General features: G+C 40.1%; 22 protein-coding genes. 19 read left to right on the plus strand and 3 right to left on the minus strand.

Going from position 1 to position 23,203, the window contains the following annotated elements:
* The first annotated feature begins 103 nt into the window (after positions 1–103).
* The 10 genes from polA to FQ087_RS02365 all read left to right on the plus strand — a co-directional run bounded on the left by polA (position 104) and on the right by FQ087_RS02365 (position 12,711).
* The gene (polA, locus tag FQ087_RS02325) at positions 104–2,728 is read left to right on the plus strand and encodes a DNA polymerase I (RefSeq protein WP_149578947.1); all 2,625 of its coding nucleotides are present in this window, start codon (positions 104–106) and stop codon (positions 2,726–2,728) included.
* Between the two features lie 9 nt (positions 2,729–2,737).
* Positions 2,738–3,610, plus strand: a complete 873-nt coding sequence (gene mutM, locus FQ087_RS02330; protein WP_149578948.1) for a bifunctional DNA-formamidopyrimidine glycosylase/DNA-(apurinic or apyrimidinic site) lyase — start codon at positions 2,738–2,740, stop codon at positions 3,608–3,610.
* Between the two features lie 22 nt (positions 3,611–3,632).
* Positions 3,633–4,229 carry a dephospho-CoA kinase gene (coaE, locus tag FQ087_RS02335; RefSeq protein WP_149578949.1) on the plus strand — a complete coding sequence of 199 codons (597 nt, stop codon included), beginning with the start codon at positions 3,633–3,635 and terminating at the stop codon, positions 4,227–4,229.
* A gap of 123 nt (positions 4,230–4,352) precedes the next feature.
* Complete coding sequence (locus FQ087_RS02340; protein WP_149578950.1) at positions 4,353–5,375, plus strand: glyceraldehyde-3-phosphate dehydrogenase; 1,023 nt, start codon at positions 4,353–4,355, stop codon at positions 5,373–5,375.
* A 153-nt stretch (positions 5,376–5,528) separates the two neighbouring features.
* The gene (gene nrdR, locus FQ087_RS02345; RefSeq protein WP_149578951.1) at positions 5,529–5,990 is read left to right on the plus strand and encodes a transcriptional regulator NrdR; all 462 of its coding nucleotides are present in this window, start codon (positions 5,529–5,531) and stop codon (positions 5,988–5,990) included.
* A 32-nt stretch (positions 5,991–6,022) separates the two neighbouring features.
* Positions 6,023–7,390 (plus strand): replication initiation and membrane attachment family protein, encoded by a 1,368-nt coding sequence (locus tag FQ087_RS02350; protein ID WP_149578952.1) that lies wholly within the window; start codon positions 6,023–6,025, stop codon positions 7,388–7,390.
* 1 nt (position 7,391) lies between these two features.
* Positions 7,392–8,336 carry a primosomal protein DnaI gene (gene dnaI / locus FQ087_RS02355; RefSeq protein WP_149578953.1) on the plus strand — a complete coding sequence of 315 codons (945 nt, stop codon included), beginning with the start codon at positions 7,392–7,394 and terminating at the stop codon, positions 8,334–8,336.
* A gap of 131 nt (positions 8,337–8,467) precedes the next feature.
* Positions 8,468–8,614 carry a hypothetical protein gene (locus FQ087_RS22295; protein ID WP_188006614.1) on the plus strand — a complete coding sequence of 49 codons (147 nt, stop codon included), beginning with the start codon at positions 8,468–8,470 and terminating at the stop codon, positions 8,612–8,614.
* A 306-nt stretch (positions 8,615–8,920) separates the two neighbouring features.
* Positions 8,921–11,401 (plus strand): EAL domain-containing protein, encoded by a 2,481-nt coding sequence (locus FQ087_RS02360; protein ID WP_149578954.1) that lies wholly within the window; start codon positions 8,921–8,923, stop codon positions 11,399–11,401.
* Positions 11,402–11,418: 17 nt separating this feature from the next.
* The gene (locus tag FQ087_RS02365; RefSeq protein WP_149578955.1) at positions 11,419–12,711 is read left to right on the plus strand and encodes a globin-coupled sensor protein; all 1,293 of its coding nucleotides are present in this window, start codon (positions 11,419–11,421) and stop codon (positions 12,709–12,711) included.
* A 430-nt stretch (positions 12,712–13,141) separates the two neighbouring features.
* Here FQ087_RS02365 and FQ087_RS02370 read toward each other — a convergent pair whose 3' ends face one another.
* Both FQ087_RS02370 and FQ087_RS22800 read right to left on the minus strand, forming a co-directional pair.
* Complete coding sequence (locus FQ087_RS02370; protein WP_149578956.1) at positions 13,142–14,110, minus strand: polysaccharide deacetylase family protein; 969 nt, start codon at positions 14,108–14,110, stop codon at positions 13,142–13,144.
* Positions 14,107–14,229, minus strand: coding sequence for a hypothetical protein (locus FQ087_RS22800; protein WP_255452121.1), 123 nt, complete (start codon positions 14,227–14,229; stop codon positions 14,107–14,109). The genes FQ087_RS02370 and FQ087_RS22800 overlap by 4 nt, the downstream gene beginning before the upstream one ends.
* Positions 14,230–14,861: 632 nt before the next feature.
* Here FQ087_RS22800 and thrS point away from each other — a divergent pair.
* From thrS to FQ087_RS02395, 5 genes are all read left to right on the plus strand, one after another.
* Positions 14,862–16,796, plus strand: coding sequence for a threonine--tRNA ligase (thrS, locus tag FQ087_RS02375; protein WP_149578957.1), 1,935 nt, complete (start codon positions 14,862–14,864; stop codon positions 16,794–16,796).
* 402 nt (positions 16,797–17,198) lie between these two features.
* Positions 17,199–17,705: a translation initiation factor IF-3 gene (gene infC, locus FQ087_RS02380; RefSeq protein ID WP_149580720.1), complete on the plus strand. Its 507-nt coding sequence runs from the start codon at positions 17,199–17,201 to the stop codon at positions 17,703–17,705.
* Positions 17,706–17,732: 27 nt separating this feature from the next.
* On the plus strand, positions 17,733–17,933 hold the full coding sequence (gene rpmI / locus FQ087_RS02385) for a 50S ribosomal protein L35 (RefSeq protein WP_149578958.1): 201 nt from the start codon (positions 17,733–17,735) through the stop codon (positions 17,931–17,933).
* A gap of 41 nt (positions 17,934–17,974) precedes the next feature.
* On the plus strand, positions 17,975–18,334 hold the full coding sequence (gene rplT / locus FQ087_RS02390; protein WP_149578959.1) for a 50S ribosomal protein L20: 360 nt from the start codon (positions 17,975–17,977) through the stop codon (positions 18,332–18,334).
* Positions 18,335–18,571: 237 nt separating this feature from the next.
* Positions 18,572–18,862: a DUF1294 domain-containing protein gene (locus tag FQ087_RS02395; protein WP_149578960.1), complete on the plus strand. Its 291-nt coding sequence runs from the start codon at positions 18,572–18,574 to the stop codon at positions 18,860–18,862.
* Between the two features lie 26 nt (positions 18,863–18,888).
* On the opposite strand, the gene FQ087_RS02400 is transcribed toward FQ087_RS02395, so the two are convergent.
* Positions 18,889–19,269, minus strand: coding sequence for a sigma-w pathway protein ysdB (locus FQ087_RS02400; RefSeq protein ID WP_149578961.1), 381 nt, complete (start codon positions 19,267–19,269; stop codon positions 18,889–18,891).
* A gap of 91 nt (positions 19,270–19,360) precedes the next feature.
* Here FQ087_RS02400 and FQ087_RS02405 point away from each other — a divergent pair, with 91 nt between their 5' ends.
* From FQ087_RS02405 to FQ087_RS02420, 4 genes are all read left to right on the plus strand, one after another.
* On the plus strand, positions 19,361–19,846 hold the full coding sequence (locus FQ087_RS02405; protein ID WP_149578962.1) for a dUTP diphosphatase: 486 nt from the start codon (positions 19,361–19,363) through the stop codon (positions 19,844–19,846).
* 91 nt (positions 19,847–19,937) lie between these two features.
* On the plus strand, positions 19,938–20,438 hold the full coding sequence (locus FQ087_RS02410) for a helix-turn-helix domain-containing protein (protein ID WP_188006615.1): 501 nt from the start codon (positions 19,938–19,940) through the stop codon (positions 20,436–20,438).
* A complete protein-coding gene (locus tag FQ087_RS02415) occupies positions 20,438–21,316 on the plus strand; it encodes a metallophosphoesterase (protein WP_255452122.1) in 879 nt (292 codons plus the stop codon). The genes FQ087_RS02410 and FQ087_RS02415 overlap by 1 nt, the downstream gene beginning before the upstream one ends.
* A 414-nt stretch (positions 21,317–21,730) precedes the next feature.
* On the plus strand, positions 21,731–23,152 hold the full coding sequence (locus tag FQ087_RS02420) for an alanine/glycine:cation symporter family protein (protein ID WP_223145587.1): 1,422 nt from the start codon (positions 21,731–21,733) through the stop codon (positions 23,150–23,152).
* The last annotated feature ends 51 nt before the right edge of the window (positions 23,153–23,203 follow it).

Genomic DNA, 23,203 nt, shown 5'->3' on the forward strand with positions numbered 1-23,203 from the left:
AAAAAATAGCGGAAGCAGCCTAAATAACTCGTCATTTTCACTTATCCTTACCTCGTGGTAAGATGAATGAAGATGACGTTTTTTGAATAGGAGTGGAATGAACATGACGACAAAGAAAATTGTATTACTTGATGGAAATAGTCTTGCATACCGGGCATTTTTCGCATTGCCTTTATTGACAAATGATAACGGGATCCATACAAACGCGGTATATGGCTTTACAATGATGCTACAAAATATCCTAGAGGATGAAAAGCCGACGCATATTCTTGTGGCATGGGATGCTGGAAAAACGACATTTAGGCATAAAACTTACGGTGACTATAAAGGTGGACGTCAGAAAACCCCGCCGGAATTATCTGAGCAATTTCCTTATTTGCGAAAGCTTCTTGAAGCATACAATATTGAACAGTACGAACTGGACCAGTACGAAGCGGATGATATCATTGGTACGCTTAGTAAAGCAGGTGATGCAGAGGGTTCTGAAATCGTTGTTATTTCAGGAGATAAAGACTTAACGCAACTTGCTAGCAGCCATACAACGGTGTTCATCACTCGTAAAGGGATGACGGATATTGAGAAATATACGCCTGAACATGTCATGGAGAAATACGGCATTAAGCCACATCAAATCATTGATATGAAAGGGCTCATGGGCGATGCATCCGATAATATTCCGGGAGTTCCTGGTGTCGGGGAGAAAACAGCGCTTAAATTGCTAATCGAATACGGTTCGATTGAAAATGTGTACAAATCTCTAGATAAAATTACTGCTAAAAAATTGAATCAGAATTTAACGGAAAATGAAGCACAAGCCTTCATGAGCAAAGACCTTGCGACTATTGAAGTGGATGCACCAATCACGGTTTCTATAAATGATTTTGTGTATGACGGACCCGATATGGATAAAGTGTCGAATATTTACCGGGAATTGAAATTCAAGACACTTCTCGAGAAAATCACACCACAAGCAGCTGAAGAGCCGAAAGAAGCTATTGAAGTCACGATTGTTTCTGAACTCTTGGACAAGGATTTATCAAACGAAATGGCAATTCATGTTGAAATGATGGATGAAAACTATCTGACAGCAGAGATTTTGGGCATCAGTTTGGCGGATGAAAAAAATATCCTCTTTGTCCCACTTGAAGTCGCAAAAGAATCGACATCGTTTAAAAATTGGCTACAAAATACGGACAAGCTGAAATACTCGTCTGATTCGAAAGCGGCTAGTGCATCACTTGCGCGTCAAGGCTTAGACGCAGAAGGTTTCCAGTTTGACCTATTGCTTGCGACCTATATCGTAAATCCTTCGACGACCTATACCGATGTAGCTTCCATTACACGAGAGTTCGGTTACACAGAAGTCGAGCAGGATGAAGTGATTTATGGAAAAGGTGCTAAGAAAGCCATACCTACTGAAGAAATAATTGCAGACCATGCCGAGCGGAAAGCGCAGGCAATTTGGAAACTGCATGCTGAGATTGAAGAGAAATTACAAGATAATGATCAGTATGATCTGTACCATGAACTTGAGTTACCACTAGCAGCGATTCTTGCGAAAATGGAAACGACTGGTGTTAAGACGGATCGAGAGACGCTTCTGACAATTGGAACGGAACTGTCTGCTAAACTGTCCACACTTGAGAAAACTATTTATGAAATTGCAGGAGAAAAGTTCAATATTAATTCGCCTAAACAGCTTGGTGTCATCCTTTTTGAGAAAATCGGACTTACTCCGATTAAGAAAACGAAGACTGGCTATTCAACTGCAGCAGATGTGCTTGAGAAACTGGAAAGTGAACATGAAATCATCAGTCATATTTTGAATTATCGCCAACTTGGTAAATTAAACTCGACTTATATCGAAGGACTATTAAAAGAAATTCACGAGGATGGGAAGATTCATACCCGCTTCCAACAAGCGCTCACTACAACTGGAAGACTTAGTTCCATCAACCCCAATTTACAAAACATTCCTGTGCGGCTTGAAGAGGGACGGAAAATTCGTGCAGCGTTCGTGCCGTCTGAACCGGGTTGGTATTTATTTGCAGCGGACTATTCTCAAATTGAACTGCGTGTTCTCGCACATATGTCGCAAGATGAAAAGCTGATTGAAGCTTTCCGAGCAGGTGCAGATATTCACACGAAGACAGCGATGGACGTTTTCGGTGTTGATGAAAATTCAGTGACGTCAGATATGCGTCGAGCAGCAAAAGCGGTCAACTTTGGAATTGTCTATGGCATAAGTGATTACGGACTTTCACAAAACTTGGATATTACGCGGAAAGACGCAGCACAATTCATAGACACTTATCTCAGTAGTTTCCCAGGAGTCAAACAGTATATGAGCGATATTGTTGCAGAAGCGAAAAGAAAAGGCTATGTGACGACGCTTATGAACCGCAGACGATATTTGCCGGAAATCACAAGTTCGAATTTCAACTTAAGAAGTTTTGCAGAACGGACTGCTATGAATACACCAATTCAAGGAAGTGCGGCCGATATTATTAAGAAAGCAATGATTGAAATGGCTAGAAGGCTTGAAGTTGAAGGCATGCAGACACGCATGCTCCTGCAAGTGCACGATGAATTGATCTTTGAAGCACCAGAAAATGAAATTGAAAAACTAAAAATACTCGTACCTGAAGTGATGGAATCAGCGCTTGCACTTGACGTGCCATTGAAAGTTGATTGGGCGTTCGGATTATCTTGGTACGATACGAAGTGAGGGAAGCACATGCCTGAACTGCCAGAAGTGGAAGGGGTTGTCCGGGCGCTCGCACCAGTTGCGATAGGAAGGACGATCCAAAATGTAACCGTTTCAGATACGGTTATCAGATCAAAACAGCTTGGTAAAGAAGCTGTGATAAAAGGAATTACAACTGAAGACTTTATAGTAGATTTGGCTGGGATGATGATTAATAACGTCACTCGGCGGAGTAAATACATTTACTTTCAATTAATTAAAGACGGTAACACCTGCCTTCTTGTCAGCCATTTGGGCATGACGGGGGCATGGTTTACAGTTGAAAATGTCGATGATATTACAGAATTGAAGTTCCGTAACCACGTTCATGTTGTTTTTACGCTTGAAGGCGGCGGATTACTGGTTTATTCGGATATTCGTCGTTTTGGAGAGTTGCGGCTTCTCGGCTGTGAAGCGGATCATCCGCCTTTATTGAAAATGGCTCCTGAACCGTTCGCTGCTGAAGCGCGCAATCATTTTCTTGAGTTATCAGCTACGCCGAAATATGCCCGAAAACCTATCAAAGAGGTCATTATGGATGGGCATATTATATCTGGATGTGGAAATATTTATGCGACGGAAGCAATCTATAAGATGAAAATCCATCCTGGAAAGACTACGGAGCAGATTACCCTAAATAGAAAAAAAGAATTATTTGAAGTGATTGTGGCAATTTTACAGGAAAGTATTGATGCAGGCGGCAGTTCGATTTCTGATTACCGGAATATTAATGGGGAAGCAGGAACAATGCAGGATCGTCTTAAAATGTACGGCAGGAAGGCTTGTCCTGCTTGCGGCTCTGCAACAGAAAGTATGAAAATTGCAGGCAGGACATCCGTTTATTGTCCGTCATGCCAGAAATGATTGCTGAAGGGGTGTGTAGGCTATGATAATCGGCTTAACGGGCAGTATTGCAAGTGGGAAAAGCACTGTGTCTAAAATGTTGCAGAAAAAGGGTTTTCCGATTGTAGATGCGGATGAAATTGCACATCTTGTTGTGGAACCTGGCAGTCCAGTTCTACTGGAAATTAGCCGCGTATTTGGACAGGGTATTTTGCGGGCAGATGGATCGCTTAACCGTGAAAAAATGGGAGAACGTATATTTGGTAATGTAGAAGAGCGCCAAAAGCTGAATAGCATCATCCATCCTGCCATTCGAAAAGAAATGATGAGGCAAAAGGAGCAATGGATTTCAACGGGATCAAATACGGTCATCATGGACATCCCACTATTGTTTGAAAGTGGGCTGCAATCGTTCGTTGATAAAATCATTGTCGTTTCCGTTACACCAGAAATACAAAAAGAACGGCTCATTGCTAGGAATGTGTTATCGGAAGAAGAAGCCGATGCACGGATTCGTTCTCAGCTTCCAATGGATGAGAAGGAACTGCGCGCAGACGCGGTTTTGCACAACAATGGTCCAGTAGAAGACACAGAAAGTCAACTGACTGAGGTACTTTCTAAATGGAATATAAAGAAGTGAAATGATTCGGAAAAGTAAAACATTCCAATTATTCATGGTAAACCTTGGTTTTACTATAGTATGTGTTATACTAATGGTGGGTAACAGTTAAAAAGTATAACATACATATTGGAGGATCTTCATATGACTACTTCTATTGCGATAAACGGGTTTGGGCGAATTGGACGGATGGTATTCCGCCAAATGATTACAGAAGAAGATGTAACAATTGTAGCAATCAACGCAATGTATCCATCAGAAACGCTCGCTCACCTTATTAAGTATGATACGAATCACGGTACATTTGCTGGCGAAGTTATAGCAGAAGAAAACGCGATTGTCGTAAATGGGAAACGAGTGCAAATCGTTTCTGACCGTGATCCACTTAACCTTCCTTGGAGAGAGTTTGGCGTCGATATTGTCATCGAAGCGACTGGTAAGTTCAACTCTCGTGACAAAGCGGCACTTCACATTGAAGCTGGGGCGAAAAAAGTGATTATATCCGCACCGGGTAAAAATGAAGATATTACAATTGTTCTAGGTGTTAATGACGATAAATTAGATATTGAAAAGCATGACATCATTTCGAATGCCAGTTGTACAACGAACTGTCTTGCTCCGGTTGCTAAAGTATTGAATGATACATTTGGTATCGACAATGGTTTAATGACGACTATTCATGCTTATACAAACGATCAAAAAAACTTGGATAATCCACATAAGGACCTTCGACGTGCACGTGCATGCGGACAATCTATCATTCCGACGTCTACTGGGGCAGCAAAAGCATTGGCTCTTGTACTTCCAGAACTAGAAGGAAAGATTCACGGAATGTCTCTTCGAATTCCGACGCCAAATGTATCACTTGTCGACCTCGTTGTAGACTTGAAACAAGACGTTACAGTAGAAATGGTGAATGGTGCATTCAAACAGGCCTCTGAAGGCACGATGGCAGGAATTCTCCGTTTCTCTATGGAACCGCTTGTCTCTGTTGATTTTAATACGACAACTGACTCTGCAATCATTGATGGCCTTTCAACGATCGTCATGGCTGATCGCAAAGTGAAAGTACTTGCTTGGTATGATAACGAGTGGGGCTACTCTGCACGGGTCGTCGATTTGACAAAGAAAGTCGCTGCAGCTTTGGAAATAAAAAAACTTGCGTAATTGTGAATAGAGAGCGTCCCTAAAGTCGATGTGTGATGACTTTAGGGACGTTTTTCTTGATGCACAATGTTTCTTTACTCTCTATTTCGATTTTTTTTAGCTTGTTCTGTTATAATTAAGTTATTATCTAATGAAAAGCGGAGGAAACAAACTATGAAATGTCCAGCTTGCCAGTTCAATGGCACCCGGGTAGTCGATTCCAGACCCGCTGAGGAGAATAGATCCATACGACGACGCAGAGAATGTGAACAATGCGCATTCCGATTTACTACATTTGAAAAAGTTGAGGAAATGCCGTTGATTGTTGTAAAAAAAGATGGTTCGCGTGAAGAATTTAGCGGTGAAAAAGTACTCAGAGGCCTTATTCGTGCTTGTGAAAAACGCCCTGTTTCTCTTGAGGATCTAAAAAATATCGTTTATTCGATTGAAAAAGAATTGAGAAGCGCAGGCGTCGTGGAGATTAACTCTGATGATGTTGGGGAAATGGTTATGGAACGGCTGTCGGAAGTTGATGAGGTCGCTTATGTTAGATTCGCTTCGGTCTATCGAGAATATAAAGACATAACAGTGTTCATAAAAGAATTGCAAGACTTACAAAAACGAACGAAAAAGTAACGTATCCCATTCAGATAGGATGTAGAGTTCCGATGGCACCCCTTTATAAAGAATTACAGCCAGTTGATGCATACAAAATACGGTTATCACATCCCTTTTCGGATTACGACCGTCAACTCCTTACGTTATTTTATCAACCGCTGATTGGCCAGGGTGCGATGAGTTTGTTTATGACGCTATGGGCGGACGCAGAGCGTGAAGATGGCCTTGAATATAACCATTACCATCTAATGAACATTTTGACGATGCCGCTAGGACCTGTTTTCGAGGCCAGGATTTCACTGGAAGCGATTGGCTTATTACGTACTTACAAGAAAAAAGATGGAGATGCAAGATTATTTGTTTATGAACTGCTTCCTCCACTTGATGCCAAAGGTTTCTTTCAGGATCCATTGTTGTCCACTTTCTTGTTCAGTAAAATCGGAGAGCAGGCATATCGGAGTCTACGTAGCCGTTTTGCGCTAGATAGTGTTAATGAAGTCGGGTTTGACGATGTTTCACGTACATTTTTGGATGTGTATACACCCGTTCAACAGGGGTATGGCATGGATATAGGAGAAGGTCAGCAATTTATAGGACGGAATGAACCGGAAGGCGTTCCATTTTTGCATTCGGACTTTGATTTCGATCTGCTTCGTTCGGGATTATCTGAACAAATGGTTCCGAAAGCTTCATTATCCTCTGTTTCAAAGGAATCAATTGCAAAACTCGCATTCCTTTATTCGCTCACGCCGCTGGACATGCAAAAAGTCATCATGATGGCGCTTGATGAAGACCTCAAGTTGCCAGAAGACAGATTGCGAAAATCAGCATCGGAGTTTTATAAAATGAATGTTTCAAAAGAGGCACCGGTCTTGCATAAGGTGTACGCGAAAGAATTACCTAAGCCTGAAACCGGAGTATTGACGCGAGATGAAGAATTGGTACATTACCTTGAAAATACGGCGCCACTTGAAATGTTGCGTGATATTAATGGTAAAGAGCCGCTTTCAGTCGATGTGAAGCTTGCCGAAAAGCTGATTAATACGCATGGATTGTCCGTTGGTGTTGTCAATGTCCTGTTGCAATACGTTCATTTACGCAATGACGGTAAAATAACCAACAGCTATGTTGAACGGATTGCTTCACATTGGATGAACAAAAAGGTGGATACGGTGAAAACTGCACTTGAAATGTCACGGAATGAACATGATCAGTATGTGAAGTGGAAAAATGAAGGTCAGAAATCGACACCGAGACGAAAACCTGTACGGGAAGAGAAAGTGCCAGAATGGTTTTATAAAAAAGAGGAAAAGAAAACAAAATCAGAAAAACCTGTTAAACGTTCTTCATCTATCGATGAAGAACGTCGAAAATTACTTGAGGAATTAGGTGTAACAGGGGACGGGACGGTGAAGTGAAATGGAACATATTGGCGACACGCTTAAACGCGTTGTGAAATCACCAGCATTTGCCGCGAGGTACGATGAATTGCGAAAAGAAGTGATGGAGAGTTCGGGGGTACAACAATTTCTGACGGATCATTCCACTGAAGTTGATGGCGAAGTTGTAGAACGGAGCCTCGGCAAGTTATATGAATATGCAACAGCTTCCCATAGTTGCGGAAAATGTCCTGACCTCGCAGGGTGTGTAAATATCATGAAGGGCTTCGAGCCGAAATTATTATTATCCCGCGGGCTTGTTGACGTGGAATATACAAAATGTCCGAACAGACTAGTTGATGACAATCAACGTACTATTATGAAAATGATAGACAGTATGTATATGCCGAAAGATGTCATGGAAGCGAAGTTACAAAGCATTGATATGTTTTTTGATGACAGTAGGGTGAAAGCTGTACGTGCTGCGAAAGATTTCTTAAACGTTTTCGATGAAACCGGAAAACTTCCAGAGCGTGGCATGTATATTTATGGTCCATTTGGAATTGGTAAATCTTTTGTGCTTGGAGCATTGGCGAACGAATTAGCGAATCGCCGAATACGCACGGTTGCTGTTTATGTCCCGGAATTCCTAAGGGAAATGAAACAATCCATTCAAGATCACACATTAAACGAGAAAATCGATTTTGTGAAAAACGCACAAGTGCTTATGCTTGATGATATTGGTGCCGAAGCGATGTCTTCTTGGACACGCGATGAAGTGTTAGGGACTATTTTGCAATACAGAATGGCAGAAAAAATGCCGACTTTTTTCACATCTAACTTGAGTTACGCTGAACTTGAAGATCATTTGACTTATACACAGCGTGGTGAAAAAGACGTACTAAAGGCAGCGCGCATCATGGAGAGAGTACAAATGATCAGCAGCCCTATCCGGCTAGATGGTGAAAATAGACGTGATAAATAAAGAATTTGCGCTGGAGTCTGGACTTGGAATAACTCATTTAGAAGATTATCCACTGGTCAAGAATTTTATGATTTCCTATGCATACAAAAAACTGGTACATGGTTCAATGAACTTATGTATCAGTTTTTTGTATGGGCGAAAATGGCATTGGAAATCCAATGGGCGATTATGAAAAGCATCACTATGAAGTTGTTGTGCGTAAATTTAATGTATCCGTCCTTGAAAAGTTGTGGGGTTATCGGGATGGCGTAGAGTTAAAGACATCCATCGAGATTTAATTGATTCGTTCTTCGATAAAGGACAAAGAGATTTACTAAATGATATTTCCAAGGATATTTTACACGTACTAAATGCTCATGTAGTAGCGTCTTAATTCGTAATAATTAAACTTATTTTGTGATATTAGGGAATTCCCTAGGTTATTAGTAGGAAGATTGGTGATATGATAAAAGTTGCATATATTCTTTTTATTGAAAAATTATTCACCACTATTTACCGTGGTGAAGATGCAAGAAATTATGATATTTATATATTCAGGGTAATATAGCCTCGAATCGGTATTTCTATAAAAGGGGGATTGTTATATGATGCTTCTGGAAATCAATAATTTATTGCCTATTTCCAGTGTATTGGAAGAGAAATTTTCTATATCAATTTTAGATCGTAACGGGATCTTCACACACGTGAATCGGAAATTTTGCGACCTCTCAAAGTATAGTGAAAATGAATTGATTGGAGAAAGTTACGAAAAAGTGTGTATGGAATGGACGCTGGAAACCGCCAATCAGGGAATGATAAGGGATTTAATTAAAGGTAAAGTAAGTCATCAGATAGTCAAACTTGTTTCTAAAGATGGTTTACCTTATTGGGTGCAAGCAACAATTTTGCCTGTTCTCAACGAAGATCGCAAAATCACCCAATTTATTTCTTTTGATTTCGATATCACACAAAAAGTACTTACCGAAAAAAAATATAAAAATACACTCGAGGACTTTCGTACAATTGAAAATGCTCTCAATCAATCCTCTATTGTCGCAATTACTAATAGCAGAGGAATTATTACTTATGTGAATGAAAAGTTTTGTGAACTATCAAAGTACTCAGCTGATGAATTGATTGGAAAATCACATCGGGTTGTAAACTCGGGCTATCATCCAAAAAGCTTTTTCAAAGAAATGTGGCGTACGATTGAGAGAGGCGGTATTTGGAAAGGCGATGTGAAAAATCGAGCGAAAGATGGCGTAGAATATTGGGTGAACACGACGATTGTTCCTTATTTAGATGATAAAGGGGATCCTTACCAATATATCGTAATTCGAACAGACATTACAGATAGAAAAGAAGCAGAAGAGGCGCTACAAATTGCTCTGAAAAATGACTTTTCTCAGACAGTGAGAAATCTTCAAAACGCGGTTTTTAAATATAGGAATGATGATAATGGGGAAATAGTTTTTACGCTTATTGAGGGAAAGCTTACTGAAAAACTTGGCATTACAACTGAGAATATATCCAAGAAAGCGCTGGCATATCCTTTTTCAGAAGAGGAAATCAAGCAATTTAACTTTTTTTTGAAAGAAGGCTTACAAGGGAAAGAGATTCACTTTGAATTAAATTTGTTTCAATATGCATTTATTGTATACATATCACCGATTTTTGAAAACAACGAAGTTATTGAGGTTGTTGGTACCGTCTCAGATATTTCCGAACGAAAAGAAGCGGAAAAGCTCGTTGAACATATGGCTTATTATGACTATTTAACAGCGCTTCCAAACAGACGATTTTTCCAACAAAAAGTGAACGAAACAATTAAACAATCTCAAGTAGAAGATGCAACATTTGGAATCATGTTTATTGATCTTGATTGTTTTAAACAGGTCAACGATAAGATGGGGCATGCAATTGGTGACCAACTACTAATAACTGTTGGCGAACGACTTAAAAATTGTAGTCCTAAAGTTGATATCGTTGCACGCCACGGCGGTGATGAGTTTGTCATTTTACTTCATTCAGCGCAGCCTTCAGAGTTGGAAGCGGTGGCGACGAAGATTATTGGAGAGTTGTCCCAACCGTTCGTTTTTGGGGAGCTTGACGTGTTCACTAGTTCAAGTATCGGTATCAGTAGGTTTCCGGAAGATGGATACGACTACGATACATTAATACGAAATGCTGATTCAGCTATGTATAGTGCGAAAGAAAATGGTAAAAACACATATTGCCTTTTCGATAAAGAAGTAAAAAACAATATTTGTGACCATAAAACGCTTGTACTTGGACTTCAGGAAGCCCTACAAAAGGATCAGTTCGTGCTTCATTATCAGCCGCAAATGAATTTAAAAACAGGGAAACTCATCGGGGTGGAAGCACTCATCCGTTGGCAACATCCCTCAGAAGGCATCATCTCTCCTTTGCATTTTATCCCGACTGCCGAAGAAACCGGGTTAATTGTACAAATTGGGAAATGGGTACTTGAAACCGCTTGCGCGCAGGCAAAAGAATGGCAAAACGACAGTTATTCACCAGTTAGAATGAATGTAAACGTTTCCTTTCTCCAGTTTATTCATCCCTCTTTTGTTGCACAAGTAAGCGAAACGCTGACAAAAACAGGGCTGAAACCGGAGTATCTAAATCTTGAAATCACCGAAAGTGCGACTATCGACGTAAACCATAGCCAGGTAATTCTCCAGCAACTCAGGGAAATGGGCATCAATATTAGCATCGACGATTTCGGAACGGGTTACTCTTCTTTAAGTTATTTGAATAAATTTCCAATTACTCACTTGAAAATAGACCAGGTATTTGTTCAAGAGTTGAATACAAGCACGAGTAACCGGGCAATCGTCAAAACAATCGTTGATTTGGCTAAGAGTTTAGATTTGAATATTATTGCCGAAGGGGTCGAAACGGTTGAACAGGAATTATTTTTACAGGAATTGCATTGCGATGAAGTCCAAGGCTACTTTTATTCGAAGCCACTTCCCAACGATAAGGTACAACTCCTTTTGAAAAAACTAAGTATTCCCTCGACATCTGGGGCAGGTTTTGATCGTGGAAATTTATACAATTAAAGATTGGAGAAGACCTCATGTTATTTTTTACTCGCAAAAAAACTGAACAATCATTAAAAAATGTTCAAGTTTCAAGGATAGGAATATTCCTCCAAGATAAGGAACGATTAAAACAATTGTCTATGATCAAGTTGGAATTAGAAGATTTGCAACTTGTACGCCGATTAAAACCGTACGTTGAAGAACAAATCAATCAAATTGTCGACGGGTTTTATACAGCTATCATTCAAGTGCCCACATTAACGACAATTATTGAAAAGAACAGTTCCATTGAGAAACTAAGGAAAACATTAGAAAAACATATCATTGAATTATTTGATGGAAGAATCGATCACGGGTTCATTGAAAGCAGGGTACAAGTTGCTAAAATGCATGTTCATATAGGGTTACTTCCCAAATGGTATATTGCTGCATTTCAAAACCTACAGTCCAGTCTAATCCGAATGATTTATTCCTTGAAATTATCGAATGATGAAGAACAAAAAGTCATTTTATCTGTCTGTAAATTACTAAACTTTGAACAGCAAATTGTTTTGGAGGAATTTGATGATTTTGCAACGTCAATTCATCAGAAAGAACAGAATAAAATCCAACTTCGTATAAAAGAAACGATTGGTAAGATATCCAACGAGTTAGAGCTGCAATCTTCTGGGACGTCCGTTTCCGTAAGTGAACTTATTGGGAATGCGAAACAAGTGAATGAACAGTTAAAATCCTGCATCATCGATTCGAATGAAACAAAACATATTTCTCAAGTAGGTATTGCCCAAATGCGGGGACTACTTAAACACACCACCGAAATAGATAAAAGAACAAACGAAATGTCACAGATGGTGCAACGGCTGGCTGCCTCGTCAAATGAAATACAAAAGGTTATTCAAATTGTAAAAACCATTGCCAATCAAACAAATTTGCTTGCACTAAATTCAGCAATTGAAGCCGCCCGTGCCGGGAAATATGGGAAAGGTTTTGCAGTCGTTGCCGATGAAGTACGAAAGCTGGCAGACCAAACGAAGCAATCTGTCGAACAAATTGCCACATTAATCGATGTATCCAGTAATGTTACCGATCAAGTCATAGACTCTATCGTAGACATTCAAAGCTTAGTAGGTGAGGGTCTGACGGAAAACAAGAAATCAATGGAATCATTTGAACAAATCACTGAAGCCATCGATACATCCATTGTGGATTTTCAAGATGTGGGGGACCAATTGTCTTCCTTAGCCGAAGTTGTCGTGACAATCGGGACTGCTGCCGGACAACTAATGAAATCTGCAAAAGTTCTTGATGACACGGTCAGGAGTTTTTAACTAAAATTAACCAGTAAATAACTTGATCAGCCCCTGAGTTCTACTTATATAGTTGCACGCTTTGAATCGAATGACTTCTAGTACGATTACTGAGATGTCTGGATGTGTAGGGATGCGACTTTGTCGTACCCCCACACATTTTTTTCGGTAATCGTATGGTTATCCTTCATCCGTCGCGCTCCAAATGCTTAAATACCTAGAGTGCTAAAGGTTTTTTGGACGAAAGAATAGCTTGCTTTTTACCTGGAGAAAAGCCGCCAAAGATGCAATTTTGGCGGCTGATGCTTTCTCTATGGTTTTTCTTATATATTTTAAAGAAGTGTCACTTTCTATAAGATGACACAAGATTAGTTGCATAATCTTTGCTAAAAGTAAGCAAGGAACACATTGATAAATTCAATTGAAAAGTGCTGACTTTGGGAAGCGTAGATTATTTGTCAATACGTTTTTCATTCATCAAGTCACTTACGGTACCTAGTTGGTATCCTTTTTCTTTTATACTAGATATCATGCTTTCTAGCCCTTCAGCGACCGGTTTTGTTGGATGCATAAGAACCATTGAACCGTTTTCTACACCTGTTATAACGCGTCTGACCATTTCCGAAGTTGCAGGTTTTTTCCAATCAACCGTATCGACTGTCCATAAAATGGTTTTCATACCGAGTTCGTTCGCGACAAGAATTGTTTCTTGATTAAAACTCCCGCTTGGCGGTGCAAACCACTTAGGTTTTGTCTTAAGAGTTGCTTCAATGACATCATTCGTTTTTTTCAATTCTTCCGTCGTCTCATTCCTAGAGCGTTGTTTAAGATCGGGATGACTGTAAGCGTGGTTGCCGATTTCATGACCCCTAAGGCTAATCGATGTAGCCAAATCTGGATTCTTTTTGACCCAACTTCCGTCAAAAAAGAATGTTGCTTTGACTTTGGAATCATCTAGGATTTTAAGGATTCCTGGGATGTACTCATTGCCCCAGGCGACATTTATTAACAGGGCCACCATAGGTTTTTCTGGATTCCCTCTATAAATTGGTGAGGGCTCTAAATCGTCCAAATGAATTTTTGGCGAAGTTTCCTTAAATATGATTTTGTTTTTGTCCATTTCACCGTTCGCCTTCATATTTTTATAACTGGCTTCAATATCTACTTCCAAACCATTGTACCCGGGTATTGCTTTCCATACTCTGTCGATTTTCGCGTCAATTGGTTCAGTTTTATGTTGGTCTCTGTACGCTAGGATTTTTTTGTAAAGATCATCTTTATTAGTTTCTGAGAAAATCGTGATTGTGCTTCCGGCGTCAGACGTCGAAGAAAAAACTGGGAATACTTCGGAGAGTATTTTTGGTGTTGATAGTAACACAATAGAAATGAGTATCAGCTGAATGATGTGTTTTTTTTTCATACCATTCCCGCTTGTACAACACTCTCATCTTCATAGGTATCCTCCGATAAATCGAAAGCGTCATTGCGAAAAGGCTTTGATTGCAGTAAGATTTTGTCTGTCTTATCACTGTGTGTCAATGAAAATCCTCCATTCGATAACTTGATAAAGGTAGGTTTCCCGTTCATCGTTGGGCTATACTTTTCATTAACTGACAAGCATTAAGTGATGGACGAAAGACCACCATACGATTATCAAAAAAACTGCATAGTGAGAAATCTCGATAATTGCGAACTACATCAAGGGATGAAACAAGTCTATAGTGCTTTTTATAATTCAGGCAGTTGAAATTAGCGGAATACCTACATGTACATTATGTCGACTTTTACATAATCTCATTGTAGATCGTTAATGCGGATGAAACGCACTTGCATTTAATGCGTAATCCGAGTATACTCAATTTTAATAAATAATCTGAAATGCGTGGAAGAGGACAACAATCTTTTCGTCTACCTAAAGAGAACGGGGCCATTGGCTGGAAGCCCTGAAGGATAGAAGGATGATTTACCACCTCGGAGCAGCATCGGTGAACATTGTGCAGTAACCGATGACGGAATCCGGTCCGTTACCCGACGTCAAGCTTCATCTTTTTGGTATATATTTCTGTACCAATTTGAAGGAAGAAGGGTGGAACCGCGAGCTAAAGCTTCGTCCCTTTCCAGGGATGGGGCTTTTTTTGTTGTTCAATAATAATAAAGAGGAGTGCTTAACAATGACAACTATGATTAATTTGAAATTTCCAGATGGTGCTGTGAAAGAATTTCCACAAGGTACAACTACTGAAGACGTTGCAGGATCGATTAGCCCGGGACTGCGAAAAAGTGCGCTAGCAGGTAAAGTGGGAGACAAGCTAGTAGATTTGAAATCAGCGATTACTGAGGACGGCGATATTGCAATTATCACACCTCAATCACCGGAAGCGCTTGAAATATTACGTCACAGTACAGCACATCTTCTTGCGCAAGCTGTGAAACGTAAGTACCCTAATGCGAAGCTGGGTATCGGGCCAGTTATTCAAAGCGGATTTTATTATGATATTGATTCGCCTGAACCGATTACAGCAGAAGACTTACCTGAACTTGAAAAAGAGATGAGAAGAATTATTGCTGAAAACGTGGAAGTAATTCGTCATGACGTATCTCGTGAAGAGGCGAAAAAGCGTTTCGAGGAAATTGATGACGAATATAAGCTAGAACTTCTTGAAGCGATTCCTGAGGGGGAGCAAGTGTCTATCTATGAACAAGGCGACTTCATCGACTTGTGCCGCGGAGTCCACGTTCCATCTACAGGGAAGTTGAAAGAATTCAAACTTCTTAGCATCGCAGGTGCATACTGGCGCGGTGATTCAAATAACAAAATGTTACAACGGATTTACGGTACGGCATTCTTCAAAAAAGATGAGTTGAAAGAACATCTTCGTCTCCTGGAAGAAGCTAAAGAGCGAGATCACCGTAAAATCGGGAAAGAGCTTAATCTGTTCATGAACTCTCAAAAAGTTGGACAAGGCTTACCAATGTGGTTACCTAAGGGAGCTACGATTCGCCGTGTAATTGAAAGATACATCGTTGATAAAGAAACGAAGCTTGGGTATGACCACGTTTATACACCTGTTCTTGGAAACGTGGAATTGTATAAAACTTCAGGTCACTGGGATCACTATCAAGATGGCATGTTCCCTGTCATGAGCATGGACAACGAAGATCTTGTCCTGCGTCCAATGAACTGTCCACATCATATGATGATTTATAAAAATGGAATTCATTCATACAGAAACCTGCCACTACGCATTGCAGAACTTGGTACAATGCATCGTTATGAAATGTCCGGCGCACTATCAGGCTTGCAGCGCGTTCGCGGAATGACGTTGAATGATGCGCATATCTTTGTTCGTCCGGACCAGATTAAGGACGAGTTCAAACGAGTTGTACAACTCGTTATTGAAGTTTATAAAGATTTCAATATTGAAGATTATTCATTCCGTGTTTCTTACCGAGATCCAGCAGATAAAGAGAAATACTTTGATGACGATGCAATGTGGAATCGTGCACAATCAATGCTTAAAGAAGCGATGGATGAACTTGGCCTTGACTATGTTGAAGTAGAAGGGGAAGCTGCATTCTATGGCCCTAAACTCGATGTTCAAGTGAAAACAGCAATTGGTATGGAAGAAACGTTATCAACAGTACAACTCGACTTTTTGCTTCCTGAACGTTTCGATCTAACATACGTTGGCGAAGATGGAAAACAACATCGTCCAGTCGTCATTCACCGTGGAGTTGTTTCAACTATGGAACGTTTTGTTGCATTCCTAATTGAAGAATACAAAGGTGCATTCCCAACTTGGTTAGCACCTGTTCAAGTAGAAGTAATTCCCGTTTCACCAGATGCGCATTTTGATTATGCAGATGGCGTTCGTGAAAAATTGGTTGCTGCAGGATTCCGTGTTAATATTGATAGCCGTGATGAAAAAATCGGTTACAAAATTCGGGAAGCGCAGATGCAAAAAGTACCTTATATGCTCGTTCTTGGCGACAAGGAAGTTGAATCAGGCGAAGTGAATGTTCGTAAATATGGTGAACAGCAATCTGAAAGCTTGCCATTTGACGAATTCCTTGCTAGACTAAAAGAAGAAGTTACAAGTAATTAACTTTATATAGCAGTGGTCAAACCTCAGCTGTATAAATCTAAGTACATGATGTCCACGATGAAAGCAAAGCGACAATCGTGAATACGCCAATGCTCATTTTATTAAAATATGTTGACAAGTTAATTGACACATGTTAAAGTAATTAAGGTTAGTAATGACTGAATACAGTTTGTGGTATAAGAAGAGGCTACCCGCTTCTCACCTGCTCGACGCCTAGACGTTGTTGACGGGTTAAAACATGAGTAAAGTGCCGTGCTTTTGCACGTACACATACGCGGGTAGACAAATCCAATTTGTCTACCTTTTTTTGTTGGATGAACCTGTGGGACCGCCCGAACAGGACGGTATACCCAAACCATGTATTCGAGAAATATCCGGAGGTGGATTACTATTAGCAAAGACATGTACGTTAATGAGGGCATCCGTGCCCGCGAGCTACGCATCATTGATCACAACGGCGATCAGCTCGGAATCAAAACACGCACTGAGGCACTAGAAATTGCCGCTCTTGCGAATTTGGATCTTGTCCTTGTAGCTCCAACAGCGAAACCCCCAGTGGCTCGTATCATGGACCACGGAAAGTTCAAGTTTGAACAGCAGAAAAAGGATCGCGAAGTCCGTAAGAATCAGAAAATCATTCTGCTTAAAGAAGTTCGGTTAAGCCCGACAATCGATGAGCATGATTTCCAGACAAAATTACGGAACGCTATCAAGTTCCTTGAAAAAGGCGACAAAGTTAAAGCTTCCATCCGTTTCCGCGGGCGTGCAATTACGCACAAGGAAATCGGACAGCGCGTCCTTGACCGTTTCGCAGAAGCGTGCAAAGATGTATCTACGGTTGAACAAAGACCGAAGATGGAAGGCCGCAGCATGTTCCTAGTGCTTGCTCCAACCGCTGAAAAAGAGTAACAATGAATGATTTAGGAGGAACAGAACATGCCAAAAATGAAAACTCACCGCGGCTCAGCGAAACGTTTCAAAAAAACCGGTTCTGGTAAATTGAAGCGTGGCAGTGCTTACACAAGTCACCTTTTTGCAAACAAACCGACAAAAGCGAAACGTCACCTGCGTAAATCTTCACTCGTTTCTGCAAGCGACTTTAAACGTATTCGTCAAATGATCACTTACATGAAATAATTTAAAACACAATCGGACAGAAAAGCAGGAGGTAATGAACTATGCCACGCGTAAAAGGTGGAACAGTGTCGCGCAAGCGTCGTAATCGAGTATTGAAATTAGCAAAAGGTTATTTTGGTTCAAAACATAGACTTTACAAGGTAGCAAACCAACAGGTAATGAAATCATTCAACTATGCATACCGTGACCGTCGTCAGAAGAAACGTGAATTCCGTAAACTTTGGATTACACGTATCAATGCGGCTGCACGTATCAACGGTCTTTCTTACAGCACTCTAATGCACGGCTTGAAAGTAGCTGGCATCGATGTTAACCGTAAAATGCTTGCTGATCTTGCAGTGACTGACGCACAAGCGTTCACACAACTTGCAAATGCTGCAAAAAAATCAATCGCAAAATAAGAACGTCAATACAAGCTGCCAAACGGCCCAGAGCTAATCTGGGTGCGGGGCGGCTTTTTTAGTTGATTTTACGGGGGGTGTTTGCCACGTTTTTTCGTAGAGTTCGACTACCTGTTGCTCTGATACTTGTCTGTCGTATACTAATGCAAATCCGTCGTACATTTTCGGTGAGATGTCGTTTAAATAGTCCTTTTCAGCAGTTACCATGTAAAATAAAAAGAAAAGGGGGTATCGCACATGCAAACAACTATTCTAGGATGGATTGCAATTATGTCTATTTGGGCATTCATTACAATGGGGTACGACAAACGTCAGGCAAAAAGAAAAGGGCAACGTATTCCTGAAAAGACTTTATGGACACTTGCACTGCTTGGTGGAGGCATTGGTGCTTACTTCGGGATGCAAACATTCCGTCATAAGACGAGGCATACATCATTTCGGATCGGCTTTCTTATATTAGCAATCGCATATGGAATCGGTATACTCTATCTTCTTGGTATTACTCTGCCAGGTATAGTGGAGGCGTAAAAAGCCCGCTTTTCAACGGGCTTGCATTATGGTTCCATTAGTTGTTCGATTGGATTTTTCCAACTGATATCTGCTTTAGGGTAGTTGGATAGGATTTTTGATGAGAGATAATGAAAATCGGCTTTTGTGAAATTTTGAAGTTTAGTCTCATCTTTTATCCAAACGAAAATGGAGATGACCTCACTGGAATCATCTGCTGTATCTAAATATTTTTCGCCTTCAAACATAGCACCTTTATATGATAGGAAAAAATTTTTTCGCACATTATTCACTTCATCATAGAAAAAATACTTCTCCTCCGCATATGCAATATCGAGCTTTCTTTTAGGGTTGGTTAAATAACGAATCCCGCGGTAGAACAAATAAATGATAAAGACAATTATGATAAAGCGGATTAGCAATCCCATACGGATTCCCCTTTCCGAATTTTATAGTTACTGTCTTATACGGATGATAAGCTAAATAGTTTCAATATAAATAATAATTGGAGGTTTTTTTATGCAACTGTCAAAACTATTCTCTATGCAACGTGAACTCGATTTATTTATCCAAAACAACAGGGAGAAACAGACAGATGTTTTTCAAGAAAAAGGACTTGCACTCCTAATTGAACTCGCAGAACTTGCGAATGAAACTCGTTGCTTTAAATTTTGGAGTACGAAAGGTCCTTCAGATGATGCTGTGATTCTTGAAGAGTATGTGGATTCAATTCATTTCCTTCTGTCTTTAGGTATCGAAAAGGAATTACATACGCTTACAAGCTGGCCGGTAGGTGAAGTTGAAGGAGAGTTGACACAATTATTCCTTGAGACGACGGCTGCAATACATCGCTTCTTGAATGAACTTACTATGACCTCTTATGAGCAAGTCTGGATTCATTATGGCGCTATTGCAAAAAAACTTGGGTTCAAAAATGAAGATATTATTATTGCATATTTAGCAAAGAATGAAGAAAATTATAACCGACAAAAAACCGGTTATTAATTGTTTTATAGAAAAATCAAAAAATAGATTGACAGAAGCCCCCAGATAAAAAATAATAGAGTTGTATATAAATTATTTAGGGGGCGTCAATGTGAATGATTGGAACAAAGAGGATTTTGGTATAAGGCTAAAAAAACTGCGTGAAGAACGTGGATTATCAATGATGGCATTTGGTACGGCTATAGGGACGTCGGCAAGTCGAATTAAAGATTGGGAAAAAGGGAAAAATGCTCCATCCGCAGCTTGGGTAGCGAAAATCTCGGAACGCTTCAATGTTTCAACTGATGAGCTAATTCTCGGTAACGCGAAAACGTCAAAACCATTTAAAAACTCAGGTTCTACAAATGTAGATATGCTTTACGACAAATTGAGAGAAAATATTATCAGTGATATAGAGGCAGAGGAACTGGAGCAAGCGAGTCATACTGATGAACTGTATGCTGAACTTGATGCACTAAATAAAGAAACCTATAGAAGTGGAAAAGGCAGAAGACGTGCAGAACTCGAAATGCTTGCGATACTGACAGAACTGCCAAAAAAAGAAGTACTTGAACTTCTAGAACTTGCAAAATTTAAAAAACGCTGGCAGTAATGAAAGCGACTGTAAAGACAACGAAAACAAAGATGTCATTACGAAGTAAGTGGTTTAACGTCCTACTCATAATTGGTCTTCTTAGTTTTTTGATATACAAAGAAAATACTACAGTCGGGGTAACGCGTTACGAAATCATGTCAGATAAGATTCCCGATAGTTACGACAAATTCAGTATCGTCCAGATTTCTGATTTGCATGATGCTGAATTCGGTGAAAATCACTTGGAGGTTGTCAATAGAGTTAAAATGATTACACCTCAAGCGATATTCATCACTGGAGATTTTATCGACAGTAACCGCTACAATCTTGAAAAAAGCCTAATACTTATTCAAGAGCTTCAATTTGTAGCACCAATATATTATGTTACGGGCAATCATGAAGTTGCTACGGAGGATATGGATAATATTAAGGGAGCTCTAGCAGAACTGGGTGTTCGCGTCTTATCAAATGAAGCAGACGTGATTACACTATTTCCGGGTAGTTCAATAGCGATTGGCGGAATTGATGACCCTCTGGCAAGTGATCTCGAGGATGATGAAGCCGTTAAGAAATCGATTGAACAAGCATTTAAAAATATACCTGATGAGATGTTCAAGGTTCTATTGTCACATAGACCGGAACGATTCGATGAATACGCCGAAGCTAGGATAGATGTGACATTCAGTGGTCATGCCCATGGTGGACAATTTCGAATGCCGGGAGTCGGGGGGCTTGTGTCACCCGGGCAAGGATGGTTTCCTAAATATTCATCGGGAGTCCACGAGAAGAATGACAGTCGATTGGTAGTAAGTCGCGGTCTTGGCAATAGCATAATTCCGGTGAGGCTGTTCAATCAACCAGAAATAGTCGTTGTTACTTTACGGAAAACTGAATAATTGTAGCCTCCTTTCAAATTAGGAAGGGAGGTTTTTTGTTGTCTGAAAATCACAAGTTTTTTAACTGTGGATAACTTACAACCTAGAGATGTCACTTCTAGACCCAGTGTGTAAAATACGCGAAGGCTCTCATAATGTGAGTTATGTAGCAGAGAGAGATTGAATTACATACTACTCGCTATAAGATTTGGCGAATTTAGGATAGAATCCTTTGTGGGGATGCCTTGCTCTTTTATTGTTGAAAATAATAACGGGGTCAATCATTAATTCCCATTAAATAACCGCTATTCTCATTTGTCGAAATAGGGTATAATATGTACTTGATTTAAAAATATCCATAGTTATGGATATGGGCGTTGTTGACATGTATTAAGAAGATTACATAGCGCATGTCAACGTTGAGATTGGGAGGAAATGAAAATGATTGAAAGTGCATTAGAATGGATTGTAACGACCGGGAATAATCTTCTGTGGTCGTATATTCTTATTGGTTTACTTATTGGTTTAGGTATTTATTTTACGATTCGAACGAAATTTGTCCAGGTCCGTCTGTTTGGTGAAATGTTTAAGCTTATGGTTGAAAAACCGGATAAAAAGGGTGGTATATCCGCTTTTCAAGCGTTTACAATTAGTGCTGCATCTCGGGTTGGGACAGGAAATATCACTGGGGTTGCCCTGGCTATTGGTATTGGGGGCCCTGGCGCCGTTTTTTGGATGTGGGTCATTGCGATAATCGGAATGGCGACGGCATTTATCGAAAGTACGCTCGCGCAAGTATATAAAGTGAAAGACGGTGATACGTTCCGCGGAGGGCCTGCTTATTATATGCAAAGTGCACTAGGTAATCGGAAGCTAGGTATTATATTCGCCATTTTGCTAACACTTTGTTTCGGTTTCATTTTTAATGCTGTGCAGTCAAATACAATTAGTGCGTCTTTCAATAGTGTGTTTCATATTGAAAAATGGATAATTGGTTTAGTTCTTATTGTTTTAACGGCGCTTGTAATTTTCGGAGGCGTAAAACGGATTGCTAATGTTACACAAATTTTCGTTCCGATTATGGCTATTCTTTATATTGCTGTTGCGCTTTATGTCGTTATTATGAATGTAACTGAGATTCCTGCAGTATTTAAACTGATCTTCACGAGCGCATTTGGAATGAATGAAGCGGTCGGTGGTGCGGTAGGGGCAGCAATTATGCAAGGGGTAAGACGTGGATTGTTCTCAAATGAAGCGGGGATGGGGAGTGTTCCGAATGCTGCCGCGGTAGCAAGTACATCACATCCAGCAAAACAGGGCCTTGTGCAAAGTCTTGGTGTGTTTTTTGATACGATCATCATTTGTTCTGCAACAGCGTTCATTATTATCCTTGCCGATCTTTATAATACAGGGGAAGTAGATGGGATCCTGTTAACTCAGACATCGCTGGGCGTCCATGTTGGAGAGTGGGCCCCTTATTTCTTAGCGATTGCCATTCTATTCTTTTCATTCAGTTCGATTATTGGAAACTACTATTATGGCGAGACGAATATTGAATTCATCAAGACGAATAAAATTTGGTTAACTGTTTACCGTTTTGGCGTACTCGCAATGGTCATGTTTGGAACGCTTGCAAAAGTAGATCTTGTTTGGAACATGGCAGACCTCTTCATGGGGATGATGGCGGTTATTAACCTTATTGTTATCTTCCTTCTAGGGAAAGTTGCATTTAAAACGTTAGACGATTATACGGAACAACGAAAAAGAGGATTAAATCCTATATTTAAGGCAAGTTCGATTCCGGGGCTAAAAGGCGCGGAATGTTGGGAAGACGAAAAGGTAACCGATCGTAAATAAAAGATTACTTGAACTGCTAAGAAAGCAAGAAACCTATTGGAACTATCATAG

The sequence above is a fragment of the Sporosarcina sp. ANT_H38 genome, assembly GCF_008369195.1.
Classification (GTDB): domain Bacteria; phylum Bacillota; class Bacilli; order Bacillales_A; family Planococcaceae; genus Sporosarcina.